General features: G+C 37.8%; 23 protein-coding genes. 5 read left to right on the forward strand and 18 right to left on the reverse strand.

Annotation, left to right across the window (positions count from 1 at the left end; genetic code table 11):
* Nucleotide 1: 1 nt before the first annotated feature.
* The 4 genes from GGR21_RS04770 to GGR21_RS04785 form a co-directional block, all read right to left on the reverse strand.
* Nucleotides 2-1,102, reverse strand: a complete 1,101-nt coding sequence (locus GGR21_RS04770) for an HlyD family secretion protein (RefSeq protein ID WP_183306050.1) — start codon at nucleotides 1,100-1,102, stop codon at nucleotides 2-4.
* Nucleotides 1,103-1,104: 2 nt separating this feature from the next.
* The gene (locus tag GGR21_RS04775) at nucleotides 1,105-2,409 is read right to left on the reverse strand and encodes a TolC family protein (RefSeq protein WP_317169859.1); all 1,305 of its coding nucleotides are present in this window, start codon (nucleotides 2,407-2,409) and stop codon (nucleotides 1,105-1,107) included.
* Complete coding sequence (locus tag GGR21_RS04780; RefSeq protein WP_183306051.1) at nucleotides 2,406-2,738, reverse strand: MarR family winged helix-turn-helix transcriptional regulator; 333 nt, start codon at nucleotides 2,736-2,738, stop codon at nucleotides 2,406-2,408. The genes GGR21_RS04775 and GGR21_RS04780 overlap by 4 nt, the downstream gene beginning before the upstream one ends.
* 266 nt (nucleotides 2,739-3,004) lie before the next feature.
* Nucleotides 3,005-3,841 (reverse strand): hypothetical protein, encoded by an 837-nt coding sequence (locus GGR21_RS04785; RefSeq protein ID WP_183306052.1) that lies wholly within the window; start codon nucleotides 3,839-3,841, stop codon nucleotides 3,005-3,007.
* A 215-nt stretch (nucleotides 3,842-4,056) separates the two neighbouring features.
* On the opposite strand from GGR21_RS04785, the gene GGR21_RS04790 reads away from it, so the two are divergent.
* Nucleotides 4,057-5,103, forward strand: coding sequence for a tyrosine-protein phosphatase (locus GGR21_RS04790; RefSeq protein WP_183306053.1), 1,047 nt, complete (start codon nucleotides 4,057-4,059; stop codon nucleotides 5,101-5,103).
* Between the two features lie 87 nt (nucleotides 5,104-5,190).
* Here GGR21_RS04790 and GGR21_RS04795 read toward each other — a convergent pair whose 3' ends face one another.
* Together GGR21_RS04795 and GGR21_RS04800 are read right to left on the reverse strand one after the other, a co-directional pair.
* Nucleotides 5,191-6,051 (reverse strand): sigma-70 family RNA polymerase sigma factor, encoded by an 861-nt coding sequence (locus GGR21_RS04795; protein WP_183306054.1) that lies wholly within the window; start codon nucleotides 6,049-6,051, stop codon nucleotides 5,191-5,193.
* A gap of 240 nt (nucleotides 6,052-6,291) precedes the next feature.
* On the reverse strand, nucleotides 6,292-7,815 hold the full coding sequence (locus tag GGR21_RS04800) for a Do family serine endopeptidase (RefSeq protein ID WP_183306055.1): 1,524 nt from the start codon (nucleotides 7,813-7,815) through the stop codon (nucleotides 6,292-6,294).
* 263 nt (nucleotides 7,816-8,078) lie between these two features.
* Between GGR21_RS04800 and GGR21_RS04805 the strand changes: the two genes are divergently transcribed.
* Both GGR21_RS04805 and GGR21_RS04810 read left to right on the forward strand, forming a co-directional pair.
* Complete coding sequence (locus tag GGR21_RS04805) at nucleotides 8,079-9,488, forward strand: glycosyltransferase family protein (RefSeq protein ID WP_183306056.1); 1,410 nt, start codon at nucleotides 8,079-8,081, stop codon at nucleotides 9,486-9,488.
* A gap of 4 nt (nucleotides 9,489-9,492) precedes the next feature.
* Nucleotides 9,493-10,947 (forward strand): sodium:solute symporter, encoded by a 1,455-nt coding sequence (locus GGR21_RS04810; protein WP_183306057.1) that lies wholly within the window; start codon nucleotides 9,493-9,495, stop codon nucleotides 10,945-10,947.
* A 57-nt stretch (nucleotides 10,948-11,004) separates the two neighbouring features.
* Here the strand turns inward: GGR21_RS04810 and GGR21_RS04815 are convergent, their stop codons facing one another.
* From GGR21_RS04815 to GGR21_RS04835, 5 genes are all read right to left on the reverse strand, one after another.
* Nucleotides 11,005-11,877, reverse strand: coding sequence for a Cbp1 family collagen-binding glycoprotein adhesin (locus GGR21_RS04815; protein ID WP_183306058.1), 873 nt, complete (start codon nucleotides 11,875-11,877; stop codon nucleotides 11,005-11,007).
* Nucleotides 11,878-11,926: 49 nt separating this feature from the next.
* A complete protein-coding gene (gene rsmI, locus GGR21_RS04820) occupies nucleotides 11,927-12,601 on the reverse strand; it encodes a 16S rRNA (cytidine(1402)-2'-O)-methyltransferase (protein WP_183306059.1) in 675 nt (224 codons plus the stop codon).
* An 88-nt stretch (nucleotides 12,602-12,689) separates the two neighbouring features.
* Nucleotides 12,690-13,478, reverse strand: a complete 789-nt coding sequence (locus GGR21_RS04825) for a TIGR02757 family protein (protein WP_183306060.1) — start codon at nucleotides 13,476-13,478, stop codon at nucleotides 12,690-12,692.
* 64 nt (nucleotides 13,479-13,542) lie between these two features.
* On the reverse strand, nucleotides 13,543-14,088 hold the full coding sequence (locus tag GGR21_RS04830) for an AAA family ATPase (RefSeq protein ID WP_221232921.1): 546 nt from the start codon (nucleotides 14,086-14,088) through the stop codon (nucleotides 13,543-13,545).
* A 341-nt stretch (nucleotides 14,089-14,429) separates the two neighbouring features.
* A complete protein-coding gene (locus tag GGR21_RS04835) occupies nucleotides 14,430-15,290 on the reverse strand; it encodes a hypothetical protein (protein ID WP_183306061.1) in 861 nt (286 codons plus the stop codon).
* A 103-nt stretch (nucleotides 15,291-15,393) separates the two neighbouring features.
* Between GGR21_RS04835 and GGR21_RS04840 the strand changes: the two genes are divergently transcribed.
* The gene (locus GGR21_RS04840; RefSeq protein ID WP_183306062.1) at nucleotides 15,394-16,176 is read left to right on the forward strand and encodes a HipA family kinase; all 783 of its coding nucleotides are present in this window, start codon (nucleotides 15,394-15,396) and stop codon (nucleotides 16,174-16,176) included.
* On the forward strand, nucleotides 16,154-16,537 hold the full coding sequence (locus GGR21_RS04845) for a DUF3037 domain-containing protein (protein ID WP_183306063.1): 384 nt from the start codon (nucleotides 16,154-16,156) through the stop codon (nucleotides 16,535-16,537). The genes GGR21_RS04840 and GGR21_RS04845 overlap by 23 nt, the downstream gene beginning before the upstream one ends.
* 208 nt (nucleotides 16,538-16,745) lie before the next feature.
* On the opposite strand, the gene GGR21_RS04850 is transcribed toward GGR21_RS04845, so the two are convergent.
* The 7 genes from GGR21_RS04850 to GGR21_RS04885 form a co-directional block, all read right to left on the reverse strand.
* The gene (locus GGR21_RS04850) at nucleotides 16,746-17,615 is read right to left on the reverse strand and encodes an AraC family transcriptional regulator (protein ID WP_246347994.1); all 870 of its coding nucleotides are present in this window, start codon (nucleotides 17,613-17,615) and stop codon (nucleotides 16,746-16,748) included.
* 473 nt (nucleotides 17,616-18,088) lie between these two features.
* Nucleotides 18,089-19,666: a carboxypeptidase-like regulatory domain-containing protein gene (locus GGR21_RS04860; protein WP_183306065.1), complete on the reverse strand. Its 1,578-nt coding sequence runs from the start codon at nucleotides 19,664-19,666 to the stop codon at nucleotides 18,089-18,091.
* 15 nt (nucleotides 19,667-19,681) lie between these two features.
* Nucleotides 19,682-20,587, reverse strand: coding sequence for a FecR family protein (locus tag GGR21_RS04865; RefSeq protein WP_183306066.1), 906 nt, complete (start codon nucleotides 20,585-20,587; stop codon nucleotides 19,682-19,684).
* Nucleotides 20,584-21,135, reverse strand: coding sequence for an RNA polymerase sigma-70 factor (locus GGR21_RS04870; protein WP_183306067.1), 552 nt, complete (start codon nucleotides 21,133-21,135; stop codon nucleotides 20,584-20,586). Before GGR21_RS04870 ends, GGR21_RS04865 begins: the two co-directional genes overlap by 4 nt.
* Nucleotides 21,136-21,243: 108 nt before the next feature.
* On the reverse strand, nucleotides 21,244-22,503 hold the full coding sequence (locus GGR21_RS04875; protein WP_183306068.1) for a carboxypeptidase-like regulatory domain-containing protein: 1,260 nt from the start codon (nucleotides 22,501-22,503) through the stop codon (nucleotides 21,244-21,246).
* 184 nt (nucleotides 22,504-22,687) lie between these two features.
* A complete protein-coding gene (locus GGR21_RS04880; RefSeq protein ID WP_183306069.1) occupies nucleotides 22,688-23,125 on the reverse strand; it encodes an Hsp20/alpha crystallin family protein in 438 nt (145 codons plus the stop codon).
* A 300-nt stretch (nucleotides 23,126-23,425) separates the two neighbouring features.
* Nucleotides 23,426-24,058, reverse strand: coding sequence for a hypothetical protein (locus tag GGR21_RS04885; RefSeq protein ID WP_183306070.1), 633 nt, complete (start codon nucleotides 24,056-24,058; stop codon nucleotides 23,426-23,428).
* Nucleotides 24,059-24,194: the final 136 nt, after the last annotated feature.

Consider the following 24,194-nt stretch of genomic DNA (forward strand, 5'->3'; position numbering starts at 1 on the left):
TTTAGTCCTTAACGGCTTCTGTTATTACCATCATACCGGCACGTAGTTTTTTCATATCTTCCGGCGAAATATCTTCAAATTCGATACGTACGGGAATCCGCTGTTGTATTTTAACAAAGTTACCGGCCGAGTTGTCTGTCGGTAGCATTGAATATTTAGAGCCTGTGGCTTCTGAAATCGCAGTCACCCGTCCTTTAAATGTTTTATTACTGATGGCATCCACACGGATTTTCACTTCCTGACCAATGGATATATTTTCTATCTGTTTCTCCCGATAGTTGGCTATGATCCATTTATTGTCATCTTTAATCAGATTGGTAATCGTTTGTCCGGCCTGTACCAGCTGTCCGGTTTCCAGTGTTCGCCGTCCTATATATCCGTTATAAGGGGCTGTTATAACTGTATAGGAAAGGTTTAGTTTGGTCATCGCCAGATCTGCTTCACGCCGTAGGATTGTAGCCTCGACATTTCCTTGTCTTTTTGTTGTTTCGGTAGAAGTTGACAAGAGTGCTTCCCGCTGTTTCAGTAAAGCATTGTAATGGGCCGATTGCGCATCATATTCACTTTTAACCTGTTCGTATTGCTGACGTGAGACAGATTCAGCATCCAATAGATTTTTATAACGCTTCATATCCTGTTCTGCACGCCATAACCTCGCTTTAGCCTCTTCAACATTGGCATCGGAAACGGCTACATTCGTTGAGGTGGTGGTTATACTGGACGATAATACAGACCCTGAGTTTTTAGCATCCATCAGGGCGGCTTCCGCATCCATCTCTTTTATCCTGAATTCCCGGTCATCGATTATCAGTAGCGTGTCACCCGAATTTACCCATTGGTGTTCGGTAAAACGTATCTCTTTAATATATCCTGTTATGCGGGAATTGACAGGGGCAATGTATTGCTCAACAGTGGCATCGTTTGTTATTTCATATCTATAGTAATGGATGAAGAAATTTACTCCCCAGATAATACCAGCCAATGCCAATAAGATACTGATAGAATTGAGTATAACATTCCTTCTGCGCTTATTTTTAAGTTTCCTGTAAGCTTCCTTTTCAGCTTGTTTGAGTTCCGGTGCTTCTGATTTATCTGTATCCATAATTATAAATTTCCGCTTACTTTTTGTAGTTGATAATAAGTATATATTGCATTGGTTCTGGCCGCGGTAAGTTGAAGTTCCGAGTTAAGTTGTACTGTATTGGCATCCAGCAGGTCGGTCAGTATGGCCAGTTGATTAAAGTATTTATTTTTAACTATACGGTAGTTTTCCTTCGATTGTCCGAGCGATTCCTCCAATGCCTTTATCCTGTCCAGTGCTTCCATATGCTTAATATAAGCTGATTTTACATCGGTGCGTATTGTTTGTTTTTGTTGTTCCTTTGCCAGCTCTTGTAGTTCGATCTGCTGTTTGGCTACACTGGTGTTATGTTTTTTATCGAAAAATGCCGATATGTGGAATGACAGGTTCAGTGTCACTCCCCATGCGTTCAGGTACAGATCCTGCGCCGGTGAGACATTCGGTATCGGGCGCGCCAATGTATTGCTGGCCTGTAATGACAGGGTAGGGAGGTAATCAGCTCTGGTCAGTTTCAGGTTGTTATTTGCCAGTGCGATATTTGCCTGCGCTATTTTCATGTCCGGATACCGGACATAAGCCTGATCTACATAATCAGTCTCGGTTTCCATTGCGAATTTCGAATCCAGAATATCCTGCTCCGGTTCCAGCAATATATTTTCATCAAGCCCCAGAACTACGTCCAATTGCTGTGATACGAGTATAATGTCGTTCTGTGTTTCCTTATATGATAACTCGTAATTGGTCAGTACAAGCTGACTACGAAGAACATCGTTTGTTGTGATCATTCCTTCTTCTTTCATCTTTTCGATGTCGTGCAGACGTTTTTTGGATTCTTCTATATTTTGTGAATAAACTTCACGCTCTTTATACAGATTGAACAGGTCAAGGTACTTACCAATAAGCCATAATTTAATTTCTGCTTTGTCTTTCTCTAAGGCCAGCCCGACGATTTCCTGTTCCAGTTCGGCTTTCTCTATATTATTCTTAATTCGTCCTCCCTGATAGATCGGCTGTGTGGCTACCACCTGATAGTTTTGTTTCCACGAAGGTGTTTCCGAATGTTTCAGGAAAGAGAAGTCCTTATCTAATATGGTGGGGGTACCTACATACCCAACAGCGCCCCCGATTGTAATATCGGGCAACCGCTTATTCTTTGCCAGGCTTACTTTTCCTGCGGATATCTGTGATTTAATTTCGGATGATCTGATAACAAGGCTGTTTTGAATGCCCCGTTCAAATAATTCGGTTACAGAGAGCCTGTATGTGTTTTGTGCCTTCATAATCAATGATATGGCCAATAACAGTATTGTAAAGCTAATACGTTTCACGTGGTTTGTTCATCTTTAACTGTTTGCGTAAATTCTTTCATATAATCGATGCATAAGCGTATATGCCCGGGATTCTGGTTCTTTTCCAGTTCCTGGTATACATCCTCTATGATCTTTCTGATCCGAATATATAATTCTTCTCCTTTAGAAGTGAGAATCACCTGTTTGCTGCGTTTATCGCTCTCATCTTCTTCTCTCCTTACAAGTTCTCTTTTTTCCAGATTCTTGATAAGGTATGACAGGCTCGATTTATCTTTATACGTCAGATTCGCCAGTGTTTGTTGATTCACTCTGCCAGCTCCGTCCAGGCACCTTAATATGTGTAACATTTCAAATGTTACGTCTATATTATGTTCTCGTATTTTTCTATGGATTATCTGACGGTAAAAAGATTGAGTCTGCAATATTGTTTGTACAAATTCCTGCAACATATCTCTTTTTTCTTACTGCAAAGATATAACAAATAATTTAGTTAAATGTTTAACTAAATTATTTTTATTGTTGTTTGATAAATTCTGTATAATATGAGGATAAAAAAAGGGAGATAATGGCTTTAAACCATTATCTCCCTTTACTTTCATTATATAGACTCAAACTATACAGGCTTAGTGTCATTCACTTTGCGTGCATCTTTTATCACCTGACGTTTGTCGTCCCTGTATTTAGTGGTAAGGTTTTTAATCTTTTGTTTTTGGGCATCCGGAGCGATACGGCTAAGCTCTACGGCTTTCTTTTCTTTAAGATAATTCTCCTTTAGTTCTTTCAGTTTTGTCTTACTGGCATCATCAATATTAAGATTGCCTCTGTGACCCCTGAAAGAGAATCTGTCGTCTTTCTTGAAATTTTTCTTCATTTCATCCAGCTTCACGCGCTGTTCAGGAGTGTATACCTTATTCAATTCTTCACGATGCTGTTGGGATAGTTCTTTCGATTTTGTTCTGAAATCATCATTCAGGGCTTTTATTTTTTGCTTCTGATCGTCAGTCAGGTTCAGGTCTTTCATGTGATCTCCACGTTGAGCCATGTTTCCTCTTTTTGGCATATCATTTTTCCCTCTCATAGCCATATCTTTCCCCTTTCTGCCATCGCGTTTTTTTGCCATTTCACCTCTCTTATCTTTCCATTCCTTCATTTTAGCTTGTTGGTCGGGTGTAAGAACCTTGTTTACTTCGGCCATGTGCTGATCTCTCAGTTCCTTCATTCTAGTCTGTTTGTCATCTTTTGATAATGCGGCATTATCTTTCAGTTCTTTCATCTTTGTACCGAAATCGGAACGTAAAGACTCCATCTTTTGCTTTTGGTCGGCAGTAAGATTCAGTTCTTTTTCCATACGCTCTCCCGGACGACCATCTCTTCCCTTATTCTGTGCATCAACTTGCATTGTCAGTGATGCTGCTATTAATATTGCTAATGATAAAAACAATCTTTTCATAACTTTCTCATTTTAAATGTTTCTATGTGCTTAGATACAAATTAAAACCGGAGGTTTAATCGGAAAATTGTTTTTAACATTTATTGGACTTGTGCGTAATTCGCTCTATTATAACAGTCTGCTATTCAGGTTCGGTCAGTAAAGGAATTTTGGTTCGTGACGGTTTTGTGCGGATATGGTTATTTTAACTAACTTGCATGAAAAATTAGATGGCAATGTATAAACTTATTATATCTATGGCACTATGCACGTTTGCTGCGACTTCATGCGGTAATAAAGAAACAAAAGCTGAATATTCGGGAAAAGATATTTCTAATGATGTTAATATCATCAGGGCAAAAACGACTAAGAATGCTTCTGTCCAGGTATATACAAAAGGGGTGTGGAAATTATATGCCGGGACTTCCATTGAAAGTATCGACCTTACAGAGCCCATTACCGGAGGTAAAGACAGTGGCACTTTCCCTATAAATGTGCCTGACAATGTGCGTTCTTATTTTCAGATAGAGACCGAAGAAGGCAAAGCTATCTTGTCGGACAGGCATCTTCCTATGTCCGGAGGATATAACTTCCGCGATCTTGGAGGCTACCGGACTACAGATGGGCGATATGTGAAATGGGGAAAGATATTCCGCTCCGACGACCTGCATAATCTTACAGATGAAGATCTTAACTATTTGTCATCAATCCCGTTGGTCTCTATTGTCGATTTCAGATCTGACGATGAACGGGAAGCCGCTCCGGATAAGAATCCTGAGTCGGTAAAGGAGAATTATAAATATGCCATCTCTCCCGGAAACCTGATGGGTGCTATCAAAGCAGATTTACAGAATATCACCGAAATGAAAGCCGATACGCTGATGATGGGTATGAACGAATTGCTGGTTAGTGATCCGGCTTGTATAGATCAGTATCGTAAATTCTTCGAACTACTGCAGGATGATAAGAATGTGCCTTTGATGTTTCATTGTTCAGCCGGCAAAGACCGTACGGGAATGGGTGCCGCACTGATTTTGTTTTCGCTGGGTGTGGATGAGCAGACGATAATTAATGATTATTTACTATCAAATAAATATCTGGCAAACAAGTATGCTGCATATAAAGCGGCTTATCCTGCATTATCTTCTCTGTTTGAGGTAAAGCCTCAGTTTTTGCAGGCCGGAATCGATAAGATAAGGAAAGATCACGGTTCTGTTGATAATTATCTGACTAAAGTACTGAATGTCGATATTACTAAAATGAGAGATAAATATCTTTACTAAGATATTGTGCGATAGACTATAATAAAAAAGAGAACTGAATCTTCAGCTCTCTTTATCATTTTAAACTTAGTAATCAATGCATCTGCATTATCCTAAGTAGCTTTTTAGTAATTTGCTTCGTGAATTCTGGCGTAAACGCTTTATTGCCTTTTCCTTGATCTGACGGACACGTTCCCGTGTCAGTTGGAATTTATCGCCGATTTCTTCGAGGGTCATTTCCTGATATCCGATACCGAAGAACATTTTGATAATTTCACTTTCTCTTTCCGTCAGTGTTGATAATGCACGGTCGATCTCTTGCTGGAGCGACTCGTTTATCAAGGTACGGTCGGCAATAGGTGCGTCGTCATTTACAAGAACATCCAACAGACTGTTGTCTTCCCCTTCTACAAAGGGAGCATCCATTGAGATGTGACGTCCTGAAACTTTCAACGAATCGGCTATTTTATCTACCGGTATGTCCAATTGCTCGGCTAGCTCTTCTGCTGATGGCTTGCGTTCGTTTTCCTGCTCAAATTTAGAAAAGGCTTTACTGATCTTATTCAGTGAACCCACCTGATTGAGCGGAAGGCGTACGATACGCGATTGTTCTGCTAGCGCCTGCAATATGGATTGGCGAATCCACCATACCGCATAACTGATAAATTTAAACCCTCTGGTTTCGTCGAATTTTTCAGCAGCTTTGATTAGTCCTAAATTTCCTTCGTTGATAAGGTCAGGTAAGCTTAGCCCTTGATTCTGATACTGTTTTGCTACAGAGACTACGAACCTTAGATTAGCTCTTGTCAGTTTTTCTAAAGCGGCTCTGTCGCCTTTCTTAATTGCCTGTGCTAACTCAACTTCTTCTTCAACTGTAATAAGGTCTTCGCGACCAATCTCTTGTAAATACTTGTCTAAAGACGCGCTCTCACGATTTGTGATTGATTTTGTAATCTTTAACTGCCTCATATATAATTATATATGTTTAATGCCCGAAAAATGTCTGCAAATATAGTAAAAATCCAGCAAATTCAAGGCTTATGCCTCCTTAATAATGGGATAGCTTTAGTTAATAATATTCAATTGCTATTTTGCTGCGTCTAGAGTATATAAAAGTTTATTATAGCTTATTTACATAATTAATAACGCTTGAGCCACTATTTTGTTTCAGGCCCAAGCGTTATTCTGTTAGTTTTAACTTATTTACTATTATTCACTTAAGTCAACAGCGTAATATTTTCTTCCACCGTTAGAGGTAATAGCTGAAATGAACAATACCTTATCTTGGCTATTGGCTGTAGATTGTATTATTCTTTCTACTTCGGCTGGTGTAGATACTGACTGGTTATTGATCTTCAATATAACAAATCCTTTCTGTATACCTTCTTTATGGAATTTACCTGAATTGTCCACTCCGGCAACTTCTACACCATAACTGATGCCTAATTGTTTTTTCTTATCGGCAGTCAGTTCTTTGAATGCCGCACCTACAGTTCCTATAGCATCTTCTTTCTTCACAACGGAAGTACTGCCTGTGCTTGTTTTCAATGTAACATCAAACGATTTGGTTGCTGAACCCCGGACAACCTCCAATTTTACCTTTTCGCCCGGACGGAATCTATTCACCTGATCCTGAAGTTCACTTACACTTCTTACTTTAACTCCATTTACAGAAGTGATCACGTCACCTTCTTCTACTCCGGCCTGTTTAGCAGGACTCATTTCAGCGAATCCACCTACATAGGCTCCTTCGTTAACTTTAATATCTTTAGTTTTTTCAGGATTTGCTTCTTTTGCAATATTCATATCCTGTATCATAACTCCTAAAACAGCGCGTTGTACTGTACCAAATTCTTTAATGTCGGCAACAACCTTGCCTGCAATGGAAATAGGCACCGCAAAACCATAACCGGTAAAGTCTCCTGTCTGGGAATATATAGCGGTATTGATACCTACCAGTTCGCCATTGGTATTAACGAGTGCACCACCACTGTTACCTCTGTTGATGGCAGCGTCTGTCTGGATGTATGACTGAATGTTCGCAGGACCTGAAGAACCTATTCCTCCCCGGCCTTTTGCACTAACAATACCGGCTGTAACTGTAGATGTGAGGTTGAAAGGGTTACCAACAGCTAACACCCATTCTCCGACCTTCAGATTATCGGAATTGCCAAATGGAATATAAGGAAATTCTTTGCCTTCTATTTTTAATAAGGCTATATCGGTCTGAGGGTCTGTACCTATAAGTTTAGCTGTATATTTACTATTGTCATTCAGCGTAACTTCTATTTCGTCGGCTTTATCTATTACGTGGTTGTTGGTAACGATATATCCGTCTTTATTAATAATGACACCCGATCCAAATCCCACACTGGGCTGAGGGTTTGAATAGCCTCCGCCACCATCACGATCACCAAATCCAAAGAAATATTCGAAAGGGTCTATCATCCTTTGGCGTCCCTGTCCCTGAGGAGCCTGTGCTTTAACGGTTGACTTGATATGTACAACCGCATGTATGGAATTTTCTGCAGCTTTTGTGAAATCGGGATAGCCATCGGCAGTTAAACTGGCTAGGCGTACTCCTTTCTGATCGAATTCAGCTCCATAATTATAAGAATCGGAGGAACTATAATTTCGCTTACTTTCCATATAACTATAAGTAGCGTATGTGGCTCCACCACTTATTAGTGCAGCCAATGCAAGTACTGATAAAATTTTTCCAAAATTTTTCATATGCAAGTATTTTTTAGTTATCAAATATCATTTATTCTTTTCTCAAAATTAAACACAAAAATCATTCATTTGATGCGTGTGACATCTATTTTTTAACACTTTTAACCGAGTGCGAATTCTTTATTGCTATTTTAACAATTTCGACGGACTTTTTGTCATGTCAATAGATTATTATCTCTTGAAATAGAGTTTTTTCATATTCTCTGTAAAAAATATTATATTTTTGTAGTGCCCCAATTGGTATCTTATTTTTTACAAAGAATATGAAAACTATAAAGCTATTTTTCTCCAATGCGATCCATGCAATCAAAGGGATTTTTTCGAACCTGAAAGATTGGAAATTAATACTTGTCCTCACTATACCAACTATAGCTGCCATATATTTTGCATCTACAGTGGCCATTTCCTGCGATGAGAGTGTAACATTCTTTAATTATGCGAAACGCCCGCTCGAAAAATGCATGGTACGTTACCCCGAACCGGGAAACCATATATTAAATTCTATCCTGATCTGGTTCTCTAACAGATTGCCGATTACTGACATTTTATACAAGATAAGGCTACCCTCTGTTATATTCTCTTTTTTTACCTGGCTTGTCGCCTATTCCTTTATAAAAAAGAATTGGGGGGAGAAAAGCGCTTTGTTTGTTGTTGCCATATATCCGATACTTTTCATGTCTGTATATTACAGTTATATGGCCAGAGGATATGCCCTGTTAATTTTGATGTTCATCATTAGCCTACACTCCATCTATAACATAATAAAATATGGTGGACAAAGAAAGGATTGGATGTTTTTTACTGTCGCTTCGGTATTGGGGTTTTACACAATGCCATCCTTCTTATATCCCTTTATAACACTAAACATCATTATCCTGGTATACGACCATAAGCTATTTAAACCGCTATTTCGCTACGATTGTTATATAGCTATTTCTGCTATTCTTTTATATTCTCCCATACTATTTAATGATGGTATAGGAGCTTTGGCAAATAACCAGTATGTAACCCCCAAAAGTCGTTTCTGGGTACTAGAGAATCTTTTACCTTTCGCAAATGAAACGATATCCTTCATGTTTGGCTTTCCGGCAATTATAATAGCTATATTAATTATTCTGACTGTTTTTTTTGTTATAAAGCAACATAATAATACTCTAATAAAAGTATGGTTTATCTGTCTGTTTACTCCGTTTATACTATTATTCATCCATTCGGTAATACCATTTCCCCGGACTTTCTCATATTATGGGTTTTTATTCATATTTCTTTTTGTTGTATCTTTCAGGGAATACATTGGCAGAATAACTTACAAATGGTTATTGTTCTTTGTAATAGCTATTCAGATAGCAGGCTTCATAAACTTTAAGACAAATATAAAAGAGGCTGAAACATTCAATACCTATAATATTGAGATAACAGATCATGTACTTCAGGAAAACAAATCATATTATGTACTTTCGTTCGGAAATCATCCGACATTCAGATTTGAAGTGGAAAGACGAAAACTGGATGTAAATGTTTTTTATGACGATTATTATTATAATGACAAAAGAGCATCAGCTGACACTATCAACAATTACGACTATATCATCATCGATACCGAAAGGGATGATACAAAAATAAAGAAACCGATCTACTCGAACGTATGGCAGAGGGTATATGGGAAGGAATAAATAAATGGGAATATATATATTAATAATTATCGCTATATACTTCGGAGCCTTATTGCTCATTTCTTATTTTGTAAGTAAGAAGAATAGCGATAATGAAGCTTTCTTTCTTGGCAACAGGCAGTCGCCATGGTTTATTGTAGCTATAGCTATGGTGGGTACTTCCATATCAGGAGTGACATTTGTTTCCGTGCCAGGTATGGTGGGTAAGTTCGATATGACATATATGCAGATGGTGTTTGGTTTTGTCGCCGGATATTTTGTTATTGCTTATTTGTTGCTGCCTTTGTATTACCGGTTGAGCCTGACGACTATATACGGTTACCTGGATCAGCGATTCGGCTTGTATTCTTATAAAACAGGCGCTTCGTTTTTTATCTTATCGAAGATTATCGGGGCTGCTGCACGGCTTTATCTTGTAGCTATGATTCTGCAAACGCTTGTTTTCAGCCAATGGGGTATCCCATTTTGGGTTACAGTTACAGGGATTATATTATTGATATGGGGATATACTTTCCGAAGTGGTATAAAAACTATTATCTGGACCGATACCTTGCAGACATCGAGTCTCATATTGGGAGCTATATTAATAATCTGGCAGGTGGCTGTCAAAATGGATATGAACTTTCCGGAGATGGTACAGACTATCGCTGATAACGAACATTCCCGCATATTCGTCTTCGATGATTGGGGTTCGCGTCAGAACTTTTTCAAGCAGTTCCTTAGCGGGATGTTCATTACCATCGTAATGACCGGGCTCGATCAGGACATGATGCAAAAGAACCTGACCTGCAAAAATCTGAAAGACGCACAAAAGAACATGGTGACTTATGGTTTTTCCTTTGCGCCGATCAATCTCCTGTTTTTATCGTTGGGGATATTACTTTTGTTGTTTATGAGCCGGTACAATATTTCTATACCAGAAAATTCAGATCAGATATTGCCAATGCTGGCGACCGAATATCTTGGTTTCCCCGTGCTCGTATTCTTTACTATCGGTATAATAGCCGCTGCTTTTTCCAGTGCTGATTCTGCTCTTACAGCCTTAACTACTTCGGTATGTGTGGATATACTGAATATAAAACGGGAAGATGCGGTAAAAGCTAAAAAGACAAGGAAAAGAGTACATATAGTAGTAAGCTTTGCTTTTCTGCTGGTGATACTCTTGATAAATACAATACAGCAGGAAAATGTCCTCGATACAATATATAAAGTGGCTTCATACACATATGGACCTTTGTTGGGGTTGTTTTTCTTCGGCCTGTTTACCAAGATAAATATCAGGGACAGGATGGTGCCCTTTATATGTATGTTGGCGCCTGTTCTAAGTTATGTGTTGGAGTATGCTTTATTCAAGATATATGACTATCGGGTAGGGTATGAGATCTTATTATTTAATGGATTGCTTACAGCTTTTGGCCTGTTGTGTATTTCTAATAAGAAGAATTCCAAGCCTTTGTAGATAAAAAAGGACTAATGATTGTTCATTAGTCCCTTCTTTATAATCTGTCAAGCGGGATTATCCTACTTCAACTACTAAGAATTTAGTAAGGCTCCAGAATCTCTTATAGTCTGTAATCTTCACAACGATCTTGTTGTTGGCATCTTTTTCCAGTGTATAGCTGTCTTTCGGGTGGTCGGATAGTAGCTTCGCTTTCTTGTCATAAACAGGGATACTTTGTGTGTCACGAATGTCGATTCTTACGAATTTGCTTTTTTCGATTCCTTCGTTCAGTATTTTAGAAGACGCAAGGAAGCCACCTGTTACCACTTTCGCTTCTTTCAATTCTTTTGATGTTCCGAACATATAATAAGCTGTATTCAGCTCTTTGTCTTGTTCTTTAATCTTTGAAGCCTGTTCAGCTGTCTGACCAGATAATACTTCAACGTTTTCTGTCAAAGATTTTACATCTGTCTCTAATGCAGCGATCTGGGCATCACGTTTCGAAAGAGCTCCTTGAAGTTCTGTTATTGTATTGGCTCTTTCTGTCAGTTCTGCATTCAGGTTCTCGATGGTTTTCTTAAATGTGGCCATCTGTCCTGAGTTATTTTTCAGTCTTTGATTCAGTTTGTCAATATCAGCCTTATTCTTTTTAAGGATGTCATTGATCATTTCAAAATTGTCTTTGACACGTGTTTTTGTATCATTCGACATTTCGCCTTTTGTTTTAGACTCAATAGTCAGATACTTTTCAGCTTCCCTTATCTGACGGAAGTTTTCTTCTATCTGATTTATTAAGTTATTGGTTTCTTCCAATTCACTATTACTTTGCGCACTTGCCTGCATCAAAGAATCTCTTTCAGCCTGCAAAGCCTTGTATTCATCCGAACTTTTTACATTACATGAAGCCATTGCCAATAAGCACAGGCATCCTACTAATAGTTTTTTCATATAAAAATTGTTTAACTTGTTAGTTCTATAATTTATTTATTTTATCCTTTTAATTATCCTTACCAGACACTACTATAACAAATTCACCTTTCGGTTCGTTCACAGAAAAGTGAGATATTAATTCTTTCAGAGTTCCCCGCCGGGTATCTTCATATACTTTCGAGATTTCCCTGCATGTAGCGGCATACCTGTCTTCTCCCATATACTCCGCCAGTTGTGTCAGTGTTTTTACGACTCTGTGGGGAGACTCATAGAATACGATCGTGCGAGGTTCTTCCGATAATATTTTCAATCGTGTCATACGTCCTTTTTTCGGAGGGAGAAAACCTTCGAAGCAAAATTTATCGGAGGGGATGCCTGAAGACACCAACGCCGGCACAAAAGCCGTTGCCCCCGGCAGACATTCAACTTTTATCCCGGCCCTTACACATTCGCGCACGACAAGGAAGCCCGGATCGGAAATACCGGGTGTACCGGCATCTGATACCAGGGCTATATCTTCACCACCATCGAGCCGCTCTACAATATGAGAAACAGCCTTATGTTCGTTAAACTTATGATAAGATTGCATTTTGTTCTGGATATCGAAATGTTTCAGCAATATCCCTGTAGTACGGGTGTCTTCAGCCAGAATAAGTCCGACCTCTTTTAAGACCCGTACAGCCCTGAATGTCATATCTTCCAGATTTCCAACCGGGGTAGGTACTACAAATAATTTTCCCATCCTTTACCTTCGAATATAAGCCTTTTACGTTGCAAATATACGAATTTTTTAACCCGTTATATATAGAACGTTAATAATGTCAGTTTTATTATATTTTCTTTATGATACATTTTTCTTCGATGGAGATACCGAATAATGCAAAATCATACTTCACAGGATCATCCTTGTCCAGTAACTGCAGATTTGCTGTCAATTCAAGGGCTGCCCGCCAATCAGGTTTGTCGCGTTCCAACAGGCCAAGCATACGGGCTGTGCGCTCGACGTGCAAGTCCAGAGGACAGATCAGGGAAGAAGGCGATATTTTTTTCCACAAGCCGAAATCCACTCTTTTATTATCATTCCTGACCATCCAGCGCAGATACATATTTAATCGTTTGCATGCCGATTTCTGTATTGGGGATGGTATGTGCTTGCGTGTACGGTGAGGAGCATCGGGCGAAGAAAAAAAGTAATTTTGAAAATGATTTAATCCGCTTTCCACATCCATATCGTCATGTGGGAAAAAAGCTGTTTCCAATGTATTACTTTCTTTATAATGGCGTTTCATAAAATCGATACAATATAATAGATCGGTATCATTGAACGTCCGATGTTTGAACCCCAGAAGACTTTTCAAGTTTTGTTCGTTATGATTCTTTACAAAATCTGAAGGAGCATTATCCATTCTTTCCGATAATTCCCTGCATTTGTTTATTATAGTCTTGCGTTGTCCCCACGCGAAGATGGAGGCAAAAAAGCCCATGATCTCTTTATCTTGTTTCGAAGTATAGCTATGAGGAATGCAGATTGGATCATTGGCTATAAAGGCAGGAGTGTTGTATTGTTCAACTTTCTTGTCCAGTAGTGTTTTGATATCCTGCAAATACTGATGTTTCATATACGTTCTTTTTTAGCGACTGCAAATGTAATATTTTTAATATCAAAAATAATGAATCAATAACTTATGTAAGTTTTAATATACTCAATATAAAATCTGCCCTTTCCTTTACGGGCAGGCAAGGCACATCGATAACATTATATCCCGATTTTTTATAGATATTACACATTACGTTATAGGTTTCTGTTGCTTCATCGAAATCCTGCTTCCGTTCGTTATCTGTTCCATAAATCTCTTTCCAGGGTGGAAGTATGAACACAGTAGGATTATACCTGTATTTAACAACAGCCTCTTCGAGAAGCTTGCTTATTTCCAGGTTGATAAGGACTTCATAGCCATAGGTGTCAGGTATTCCCCTGTCGAAAAATAGCAGACTGTCTACGCTTTTGTTTTGCACAAAATCGTCAACAGACCGGAATAACATCAGGTCGGAGTATTTACGGGTATTTGCCCAGGGCAGTGCATCTCCGTTACCGGCTATTTGTTCTTTTATAATTTTACGGGCTACTTCCTCTATGTATTGATAACCTCTGTTCCTGAGTTCTTCCAAAAGAGTGGTTTTACCCACTCCAGGGCCTCCTGTTATAATATGAAAATTCGATTTGATCATAATAAAACATTTTAATAAAAACCTGAAACCTGACACTTCTTTCAGTTATCAGTTAATAAAAAAAGTTACAAAAGTTACACTTTTGCAGTATTTTGTTGAGGTGTATCACATACATCTGCATGATAAAACCTGACAGATCTGACATATTTTCTCGCAAAGATGCTAAGCCGCAAAGTATATTCATAACTCATAATTTATAACTCCTTTACTTATATAGATAAATAAGAAAATAAAATATGCAGATAAGAAAGGTTGGAGATAATAATAATCGAAAAGTAATACAAATATACGAAAAAGCCACGATCCGAATGAATCGTAGCTTTTAAATTTTTATATGTAGGCTATTTTTCCCGAACTTCTACTTCTATTTGTTTGCTTTGTCCCGATTCATCACTTACTGTCAGTATCGCTGTCCCTGGCTTAAAACTGTCAACATTGAATGCTATGGGATTATAATTGGCATTTGTTATATCCCAGACATATTCAGAAAAATAACCAGTTGCGACAGTAGGGTCAGACGATTCTACTTTATAACCGCCATTCCCCATTCCAATACCGAAGCCACTCCCCTTGGAATTCTGAGATAAAGAATATTTTCCAATTGGGACTATTAAGGGATATTCTTCCACGACTCTTATATCATAATTGTATTCAGTCCAGTAATTCTTACTGACGGACAGTACTGTACGCCCGCCTTCTTTACCATCAACAATAAGTTGATCTGTCCCAATAGTAGTAGCTATTATTTCACTATACTGGTCTGGCAAGAGTGTGTAGCCCATATCGGCAGGATAGGGATGTTTAAAAACCCGGGTCTCACCTTTTTTTACAAAAACTACTTCGGTTATTGTTTGTACCCTGATTATTTCGTTTTCAACAGATATTTTTACTTTTGCTGTATTGGCCTTGCTATCAGAAACTATTATATCCGTTTCCCCGGTTTTAAATCCCAGAATAATTAGCTTTTCCCCGTCAATTTCGGCTGTAGCCACATTCTGGTTAGAGCTGGAGGCAAAGCATTCACCAACAGGTTCGAGAATATCTATCACTTCAAAGTTTTTAGAATTATTCAGTGTTGCTTCATTCAGGCTCAACCTTAATCCGGCTTCTGGTTCGGGCCTTGGAATTATGTTTTCCTCATCTTCGTTGTTACAGGCTATAAATAAGATAGATGCTAATAATAAGAAAAGAATTTTTTTCATAGGATAGGCATTAGTTAATTGATGGAATACAAATTTAAGAAAAAAGAATCTTATAATGAATAGAAAGTTTGTTTTATCTTTACTACTTAAATTTTAATAAGAAATGGAACTTCGCACAGTAAATGTAATACGCTATATCGCACCTTTACGCGAAGGTGGATCACTTCCCGCACTGGCCGAAGCTGATGACGGATTCAAATATGTTGTCAAATTCCGTGGATCGGGACATGGTACAAAAATGCTCGTGAGCGAACTTATAGGAGGATTAATTGCCCAAACTCTGGGTTTTCGTGTTCCGGAAATGGTTTTTATCTACCTTGACGAAGCTTTTGGCCGTAACGAAGGCGATGAGGAAATACAGGATTTATTACAAGGTAGTAAAGGATTGAATATGGGCTTGCATTTTTTGTCGGGTGCGCTGACTTTCGACCCGTTGGTTAATATGGTGGATGAAAAGACCGCATCGCAAATTCTTTGGGTGGATGCCTTGCTTACGAATGTAGACCGCACGGTGAAAAACACTAATATGCTGATCTGGCATAAAGAACTATGGCTGATAGACCATGGTGCGTCACTCTATTTTCATCATTCATGGACAGGCTGGGAAAAGTATGCCTTGAGTCCTTTCGTACAGGTAAAAGATCATGTTATGCTGCCTCATGCGACTATGCTGGAGGAAGTAGATAAAGAGTTTAAAGGGATACTTACTACAGAAAAAATTACTGAAATAGTAGGTTTATTACCTGATGACTGGTTGCATTGGGGTGGGGAAGAAGAGTCGCCTGAACAGATAAGACAGGTATATATCGATTTCCTGAACGAGAGACTGAAACATTCCGATATATTTATAAAAGAGGCTCAACATGCAAGGAAAGCATCTGTATGAATACGCTGTTATTCGTGTTGTGCCAAGGGTGGAACGCGAAGAATTTATCAATGTGGGTATCATCATGTACTCTAAAAGGGCAAAGTACCTGAAAGCCCGTTATCTGGTGAATGAAGAAAAATTAAGGTTATTTTCTACTGAACTGGAATCAGAATCATTATACGCTAATCTGAAAACATTCGATCTGGTATGTTCGGGTAATAAAAACGGAGGGCAGATAGCCTTACTCGATATTCCGGAGCGATATCGCTGGCTAACGGCCACCCGTAGTACATCTATTCAAACATCTGTCTCCCGACAGGGATTCTCTGATAATCTGGATATTACATTCGAAAAACTGTTCGAAGAATATGTGTTGTAAGTTATCAATGATAATGCGAATCAGTTGTTAGATGTAAAAAAAACAGTCTCATGCAAAGTCGCTAAGACGCAAAGAATAAAGAGAGGGATAGTCATTTCAAACGAGAGATGTTATCGGATAAAAACAAGTCCTGCGAATCTCACGACTAACAGGACTCAACCTTAACACAAACTTTACAAAACTACACAGCAATCGTGCGATTGCTTTTTTACTTTATATTTTCGTTTTTATCGTACATTCTATACTCTGTTGGTGACATTCCTGTATGCTTCCTGAAAAAGCGACCTAAAGAAGCCTGGTTGGAAAAATTCGTTTTCAATGCAATTTCCTGCACATTCATAGACGAATTTTTCAATAAAGATTTTATTTCCAGCAGGAGGTATTCGGTGATCCATTCTTTGGCTGATCTTCCACTGACCTCTTTTATAATAGCAGAAAGGTATTTGGGTGTAATAAATAGTTTTTCTGCATAAAAAGACACTTCTTTTTCTTCTTTGTGATGTTCCAGTATCAACAGGAAAAAATTGTATACCAATTGCTCTTTTCTCTTTTCCGGCACTGCTTTTGTCGACAGCAGATCGTTTTTATAATTATTATATAAGTCCAGATAAAACAACCTTAAAATATTTACAATATACTCTTGCTGAAACGATTGGTTGCGTGATAAGAGCCTGTTATATATCAAGTTATAATATTCTGTATATCTGTATACTTCATCTTCTGTCAGATTGTATAAGTACTTTTGCCTCATATGGATAAAGAAAAGAGGAGATAGGCGCGAGATACCACTCAACGTTTCATTGATAATATTTTCAGATAACAGAAAATAATTAATCAGAAAGTCCTCACTTCTGTTTTTCAATGCTGCTACTTGTCCGGGAAGAATGACAATCAAATTGTCCTTGATAAAATTAAACTCCTGAAGATAAACTTTTAAGGTTGCACTTCCTGATTTGCATATTCCCAATATACCATAAGGTATATATGTGGGGATATCAGGGATAAAAATCGACTGGGCGTTTATAAAAGTTTTAAAATCATCGTTTAAAGTATATGAAGTTTCTGGTCCGTCTTCCAATTGTATATTATTTAAAGTTCTACTACTCACCATTAGAGATGAAATCTAAAAACCGGATGCAAATATATAATTAATTATTTATGATTTCCTATTAGTGGAGATATGGTATAAATTTGCAGTGGTTTGGTACCGTATTTCTTTATTAGCTCTATTTTTGTGTTGTTATTTATCTTCTTTACGCAAATGTAAAGAAAAGCTTTGTATAAACACAACAAAAATTAAGAATTTATGCCTGGATATATTCTTTTTGTAAATCATAAAAGACGGACATGTTACTTACATGTCCGTCTTTTGTAGTTTGGGCTATCACTGCTATTGTATTATTACTCCTATTTTTCCGATAAATAAAATGATGCCGGTACTTTTTTCCCTGATGGCTAATGCAAAAGGTTCGTTGACAATAAATAATATATTACGCTACTTATCTACTTGATGCATATCAATTGAATAAAGTTGCATACCGGGTAACTTTATTATTCGTCGGGATAATTCTCCATTATCTCACTAAGATTGGAGAGGATAAACTCTTTGAGCTTGTCTTCGGGGACTATGATATTAAAATCCCCCCAGAAGTTTTTATCGTATTTGTACTTGGTTTCCGAAAAAATTTTGTGTACAGGCAGCCGGTCTTTTCTCCTGATGCCTTTCACGTTTTCGGTCTCTGTTTTGCAATTTACCATCTCAAACCATATATGTAATGCCGATCCGGAGCTGAACAGCCTTCGTTTCCTTTTTATATTGAATTTTATATCGGCACGTATATGATTGACATTATACAGTCCATTATCTAGCTTGCGGTATGTGACTATGTATTTTGCTTCTTTTAAGATGATGTCTAGTTTGGGATCTTTCTTTTCTATGAAACTCCTGCTGGCCAGCCTTGCATATTGGGGATTAACTTCAAAACGGGCTTCTACGAGTGCCGAGTTTTCAGGGTCTATATATAATTCTCCTTTATACAAAGGGGTTTTTATATGGTCTTTTTGTTCAAAAGAGATAACGTTTACCCGTTTGTTGTCTATATAAGAAATATCAGTGTGTGTGTAATTGTATTCTTCAGCTCTGTTAATATCAAGGAAATCCGGTGTTTTCTTCATGATATCCAGGAAAAGGCTCGATTGTATTCCCGACTTCATTTTCGGAACTATAGAGTCTTTTTCGATCTGGCTTACTATGCGGCGCATTTTTATCAGTTTCACCTGATCCGATTCGGAAGAGTGCTGATAACCTGTTTTATATATTTGAAGCACTGCTTCGCTTATATCTGTATTGTTCTTTTTATGATCTACACCTTCCCTGTAAAAGGTAGTGAGTAGAGTAGGGGTGGATGGATAATTTTGCAAGCGCTTTTCGAGCATTTTATTTACTTCCTCCTGCGGATTGACAATGCGTACAACTACTTCCTGAAGTGGAACAATTTTGGGCTCGAGCGATAATTTTATATTTTGTCCTGCCAGAAAGGATGCTTTTATTTCTTCGGTTTGATATCCCACGTGGCTAAATCTGACAGACGATTCATTCAACGAATCGGGGATAATGAATTTGAATTCCCCATTCCGGTTCGATACGGTGCCGATAGAACTCTGGTTTATACTAACAGTTCCATAGATAATAGGCTCATTGCTCATCCGGTCGTATATTGTACCACTTATTACAATATGATTATCCTGTTTGTTGTCTGGTGTCGCAATTGACGTTCTGGCTGCCACATATGGATTTTCTCCGTTGCGTAAAAGTATGTGTTTCCCTATTATGTTTATTTTCCACTGATTACTGCCTGTTATTGTGTAAATAGCTTCCCTGAGAGAATATTCTCCTTTCTTTATCTTTATTTTTTTATCGTTGTTGATTATCTGGCTATCGTAGATGAACTGATAACCGGATTTCTCTGATACGTGGTTAAGTAATTCATAGATAGTTCCTTTGTCTTTATCCAATTTCAGTTTCAGACTCAAAATATTCCCATCGTCGGCCTGTGCCGGGATTACTGTAAGTATTAGTAATACCCAGACCGAAAAACGAAGGAAAATATTTTCAGCCGTCTTTTTCATTTCGCCATGTTATTATCACCTGAATATGGTAATGATATTTGATTCCTGTTTATATTGTAGATCCAGAGCCATGCTGATCAATTGCGCCATAGTATCCGGAGAGTCGTTGGTCAGTACCATCGTTAGCATTCTGTCAGCTATCTCAGGTGAAACTTTGAGTTGTATGGAATCTGAATTCAAATTGATGATATGCACTACATTTGCCAGTTTTTCGTCTTTAAACTGTATTTGGTTGAAATACTTGTCGAATAGTTTCTTTTCACTTATTTTCTCCGTAGTTAAATGACCCGATTCTATCACAGCCCTTTCGCCTGCCTTTACGTGAACAATTTTGCCACTGCTTTTTGAGGTTACTTTTACTTCTCCATTTTTTACCGATAGCGAAAATGCGTTGCTATTGCTGCTTTTAACGTCAAAGGCAGTTCCCAATACTTCGATTGTAGCCAGCGATGTTTCTATGAAGAAAGGTTTTTCTTTATTCTTACTGATCTCAAAAAAAGCATCACCCTGCAGATTTATTTCTCTTTTTGTTTCGGCAAACTGTTGTGGATACTGTATTGATGCCAGATCGGACAGGTATATAACAGATCCGTCTTCGAGAGTTGTAACCAGAGTTGGTGCTCCTTCGTCATTTTGGAGAGTGATAAGATCCTGCCTGGTGGTTTCTCCCGAAGAATTAAAGACTAATGCAAATACCAGACTGATGCAGGCCACCAGACCTCCGGCAATATATAGCCATTTCAGGTTGACTTCTCTATTCTGAGTATTTATTGAATCCCTGAAGTCTTCATGTATAATGGCTGCTTCTTTTTCCGCAGGGGTTGTATTCTTCCGTTCGAGCAAGCCGTCCTGTTGCAGGCGCGAATAGAGTTTATCCCAACCCTGATCGGTAAATTTATCAGTCCTTTCTTTTATTTTCATGATGTATGTGTATATTTTTCTATTTCCAACCTTAATGCCTGATAGGTTTTTGTCATTTCTGCTTCTACGGTTTTTACCGACAAAGACAGTATTTCGGCTATTTCTTTATATTTCTTTCCGTCATTGCGATGCATCCGGAATATTTTGAGGCGACGTTCGGGTAACCTCTTCAATGCCTGATCGATTATTTTTTCCAGCTCCCTGTATTCCATCTGTTCATGAGGGGTTTCGTCATGGGTTGCTTTATGCTGGTACAGCGCTTTTTCTTTATAACGGTTCTGTATATTTTTATGTTCTATGTATTGCAGCGACTGGTTACGAATGGCACCATATAGATAGCTTTTTATAGATCGTAGTATTCGTAGCTCTTGCCGGTCTCTCCACAATACATAGAACAGTTCCTGTACTACTTCTTCCGATGCTTCCTGTTGCCCGGTTATGCTGTATGAGTACATGCACAAAGGAGCATAATATTGACGAAAGACATGTTCAAATGCCTTTATGTCTCCGTCTTTTATCCTTTTAAATGCAAGCAGATCGTTCAACATACGTAGTTGTCAGTTAATACCGAATATAGTGAAAGCAGAAGTCAGAGACCGGGTTGGCCCGGAAGTGTGCTAAAGCGCATCCTATATTCTATAAATATATGAAAAATATTATTTGTCGTGTTGTTTTTTCAATTTATTCACAGCGTCTTCCAGCGATTCGGTAGGTTCTATGATATTGTAATCTTCCCAAAAGCCCGGATCAAGGAAACTGCTCACTTTCTCCGATAGCGAATTTTTTGCATCGAAAGCCAGCTTGTTCGATATTTTTTCCACATTGTCTTCTTTACGGTCGGTTACTACCATCTCAGATACAATGGTATATCCGGTAGAGAACAATTTACGTTTCCAGTCACATTTAAATCGTACTTCATTCCTTATGTAGCTGAGATAGCTGATTCCGTTATCTTGCTTATATGTGATCAGGAATGTTACTTCTTCTGGTTTGAAACGTAGTTTGAAAGGTTTTTTACGCAGGATGACTTTCGATACTTTATCTTTATCGTCCATGCTCAGATTGATATCTGCCTGTGAAAATGCCAGATTTTCCTGATCGATATATAGTTTTCCGAAATATAAAGCATATGGGCTTATTGCATTCGGTTTGAATTTTACTACATAGTGGGGGCGTTCGTTTATCATCACCGATTCGTCCCATTCAAATTCATGAAGTGATAACATTTCTTCATCTAAAAAGAAATTCGGATTCTTCACAACGTCCATATATGTTGACAAATTCGGCCCCCCAATAAATTTAACCGCCAGAGTATCATCCAGCTTCGGACTCAATAACTTACGTCCTTTATATACCTGCACCTTGTCGCGGGATGCATCTTCACTATATGGAGTTTTGTAGATATTTATAATCGCCTCGGATATATTTATATAGTTACGCCTTTTCTTTATAGTTTCTCTGTAGAAGCCTGTCAGAAGATTTACCTTGTCGGGATTGTTTTCGGCAATCTTACCCATGGCTGTTTCTACAAGCTTGCGCGGGGTCATATTGTCGGGAACTATTACAATGTCTTTTAGCTGTCTGGTATTCGATGACAAATATATTGTAATGTCTTTCTCATTGTTGTTTTTTATAGGGTATGTTCTGTTTTCATATCCCAGATGTCTGACCTCGAGGGCCTTTGCCTGTAATGAATCGTTTATTTTTATACTGAAAGTGCCATCAGAGTTCGTTACTGTACCGATACCTGTTCCCTGAACAGAGATAGAGGCATATTCAAGCTTTTTGTTGTTCCGGCTGTCTTTTACAATTCCATTGATAGTCGTATAAGACATTTCTTGTCCATGAAGAAAAATAAATCCGGATGTCAACAATAAAATAAATAATTGTGCTGTACGTAAGTATATTGTTTTCATAACTGTAAACATTAAAGGTGAATAATAACCGGTTTACTTATATGATCGGGAAAGAAGTAAAAACCCTATTAAAAAAACAATTTATTTTTGATTAAGATACAAAATAAAAAAGTTATCCCCCATAATATGGGATAACTTTTCTGATTATTCACCTAAAACCTAAAACTATTTACCAAACAAATCTTTATTTTATCTCTATTTTCTTCACTTTATCTTCTAATGCTTTATTCATCTTGGGTAATGAAACCTGTAGTATTCCGTCTTTCTGAGTAGCCGAAATATTTTCAGTATCAATGTTTTCAGGAATGGTAAAGCTGCGGGTAAATGAAGATTTCCGGAATTCCTGACGAATAACTTTTTGATTTTCGTCTTTTTCTTCATTATTTACTTCACTCTGAGCCGAAATTCTGAGTATGTCCTTTTCTATTTCTATTTTAATATCCTCTTTATTGTATCCCGGTACAGACACTTCAATACTGAAAGCCTTATCGTTTTCAGATACATTAATAGCAGGAAGTTCTCCTTCTATAAAATTGTTGAATAAGCTATCGTTCAGATATCCATTGAAGAATGAAGGGAAGAAGTTTCCGCTACGGTCAAATTTTCTGATTTGATTTCTCATAATTTTATCCTCCTATAATTGTTTATGTTATTATCGACTTATTTAATGCCGTTTGATAACAATATTGCAAAAAGTGTGCAAAAGGGACATTTTGTCATATTTTGAAAAGTTAATTTGTTTAAATATTTTTGTAATTATTTGTTTGTAAGATTATTGTATAAATTTAGTTTAGAGATATAGGTTTTAAAAATATGACATTGTGTCATTTTTGGTCAACTTATTTCAGAACGGGACAGGTATAAAAAGTAAAAGAGGAGAATCACAAGATTCTCCTCTTTTACTTTTTACGGTTTGACTCTCTTATTTCTTTTTTGTTACGGTAATCTTTACATTTTTTATGTCAGCGAAAGTTTTTTCTTCATCAGGATTAAGCGCAAAACTAACAAGTGAATATTTACGTTCTCCGACTATTTTTTCTATTTCGGCATCTTTGGTCAGGAATACTTTTCCGCTCGTGTTTTCACATTCAAATTTACATCTATATGTGCCACCTTCCATAATAAGGAAGTAGGCATCTATAATCGGTTTTTCCTTATATTTTGCGAAATAGTCCAAAGAAACCCCCGAAGAAAAGTTTGCTGTATATGGTATCACATCATAATGAGTTTCTACTTCCTTGTTGAACCCGTCAGCAAAACCATCGACCGCTTGTACTACAGTCCGGCCACCTACCGAGAATACTTTTTCAGCGTGTTCATTTAGCTGTCTGTCAAGGCTGCGTCCTACACCTTCTGCCAACTTTCCGGCTGCGTCAGTAGCCTTTTCTCCTACACGGGCACCATGTTCGTCTACAGCTTCAGATATGCCTTCAATGGCTTCCAAACCAGTTTCAGTTGCACTTTTAGCTGCTTTTTTTACACATCCCGAGCAAGAACTAAAAAGCCCGATAATTGACAAAGATAAAATAGTTAATAGGATCAATGATTTTTTCATAATTTGCAAAAGTTTGAGTATATTAATTGTAACAAAGATAACAAAATCTTTAGAAGAAGAAAATGCCAAACAAAAAAGGGGCTATCCCAAAAGTATTTTTATCTCTCTGAGAATTGAATATTTGAAAACAGTCTCA

This window comes from Dysgonomonas hofstadii (genome assembly GCF_014196915.1).
Classification (GTDB): domain Bacteria; phylum Bacteroidota; class Bacteroidia; order Bacteroidales; family Dysgonomonadaceae; genus Dysgonomonas; species Dysgonomonas hofstadii.

Excerpts from the sequence above, each read along its gene's own strand:
- rsmI (WP_183306059.1), bottom strand. The coding sequence starts at position 12,601 with ATGGGAAAATTATTTGTAGTACCTACCCCGGTTGGAAATCTGGAAGAT.
- GGR21_RS04805 (WP_183306056.1), top strand. The coding sequence starts at position 8,079 with ATGAAAACTATAAAGCTATTTTTCTCCAATGCGATCCATGCAATCAAA.
- GGR21_RS04860 (WP_183306065.1), bottom strand. The coding sequence starts at position 19,666 with ATGAAAAAGACGGCTGAAAATATTTTCCTTCGTTTTTCGGTCTGGGTA.
- GGR21_RS04780 (WP_183306051.1), bottom strand. The coding sequence starts at position 2,738 with ATGTTACACATATTAAGGTGCCTGGACGGAGCTGGCAGAGTGAATCAA.
- GGR21_RS04880 (WP_183306069.1), bottom strand. The coding sequence starts at position 23,125 with ATGAGAAATCAAATCAGAAAATTTGACCGTAGCGGAAACTTCTTCCCT.
- GGR21_RS04870 (WP_183306067.1), bottom strand. The coding sequence starts at position 21,135 with ATGTTGAACGATCTGCTTGCATTTAAAAGGATAAAAGACGGAGACATA.
- GGR21_RS04835 (WP_183306061.1), bottom strand. The coding sequence starts at position 15,290 with ATGAAAAAAATTCTTTTCTTATTATTAGCATCTATCTTATTTATAGCC.
- GGR21_RS04800 (WP_183306055.1), bottom strand. The coding sequence starts at position 7,815 with ATGAAAAATTTTGGAAAAATTTTATCAGTACTTGCATTGGCTGCACTA.
- GGR21_RS04770 (WP_183306050.1), bottom strand. The coding sequence starts at position 1,102 with ATGGATACAGATAAATCAGAAGCACCGGAACTCAAACAAGCTGAAAAG.
- GGR21_RS04875 (WP_183306068.1), bottom strand. The coding sequence starts at position 22,503 with ATGAAAACAATATACTTACGTACAGCACAATTATTTATTTTATTGTTG.
- GGR21_RS04815 (WP_183306058.1), bottom strand. The coding sequence starts at position 11,877 with ATGAAAAAACTATTAGTAGGATGCCTGTGCTTATTGGCAATGGCTTCA.
- GGR21_RS04885 (WP_183306070.1), bottom strand. The coding sequence starts at position 24,058 with ATGAAAAAATCATTGATCCTATTAACTATTTTATCTTTGTCAATTATC.
- GGR21_RS04825 (WP_183306060.1), bottom strand. The coding sequence starts at position 13,478 with ATGAAACATCAGTATTTGCAGGATATCAAAACACTACTGGACAAGAAA.
- GGR21_RS04845 (WP_183306063.1), top strand. The coding sequence starts at position 16,154 with ATGCAAGGAAAGCATCTGTATGAATACGCTGTTATTCGTGTTGTGCCA.
- GGR21_RS04830 (WP_221232921.1), bottom strand. The coding sequence starts at position 14,088 with ATGATCAAATCGAATTTTCATATTATAACAGGAGGCCCTGGAGTGGGT.
- GGR21_RS04795 (WP_183306054.1), bottom strand. The coding sequence starts at position 6,051 with ATGAGGCAGTTAAAGATTACAAAATCAATCACAAATCGTGAGAGCGCG.
- GGR21_RS04785 (WP_183306052.1), bottom strand. The coding sequence starts at position 3,841 with ATGAAAAGATTGTTTTTATCATTAGCAATATTAATAGCAGCATCACTG.
- GGR21_RS04865 (WP_183306066.1), bottom strand. The coding sequence starts at position 20,587 with ATGAAAATAAAAGAAAGGACTGATAAATTTACCGATCAGGGTTGGGAT.
- GGR21_RS04790 (WP_183306053.1), top strand. The coding sequence starts at position 4,057 with ATGTATAAACTTATTATATCTATGGCACTATGCACGTTTGCTGCGACT.
- GGR21_RS04840 (WP_183306062.1), top strand. The coding sequence starts at position 15,394 with ATGGAACTTCGCACAGTAAATGTAATACGCTATATCGCACCTTTACGC.
- GGR21_RS04810 (WP_183306057.1), top strand. The coding sequence starts at position 9,493 with ATGGGAATATATATATTAATAATTATCGCTATATACTTCGGAGCCTTA.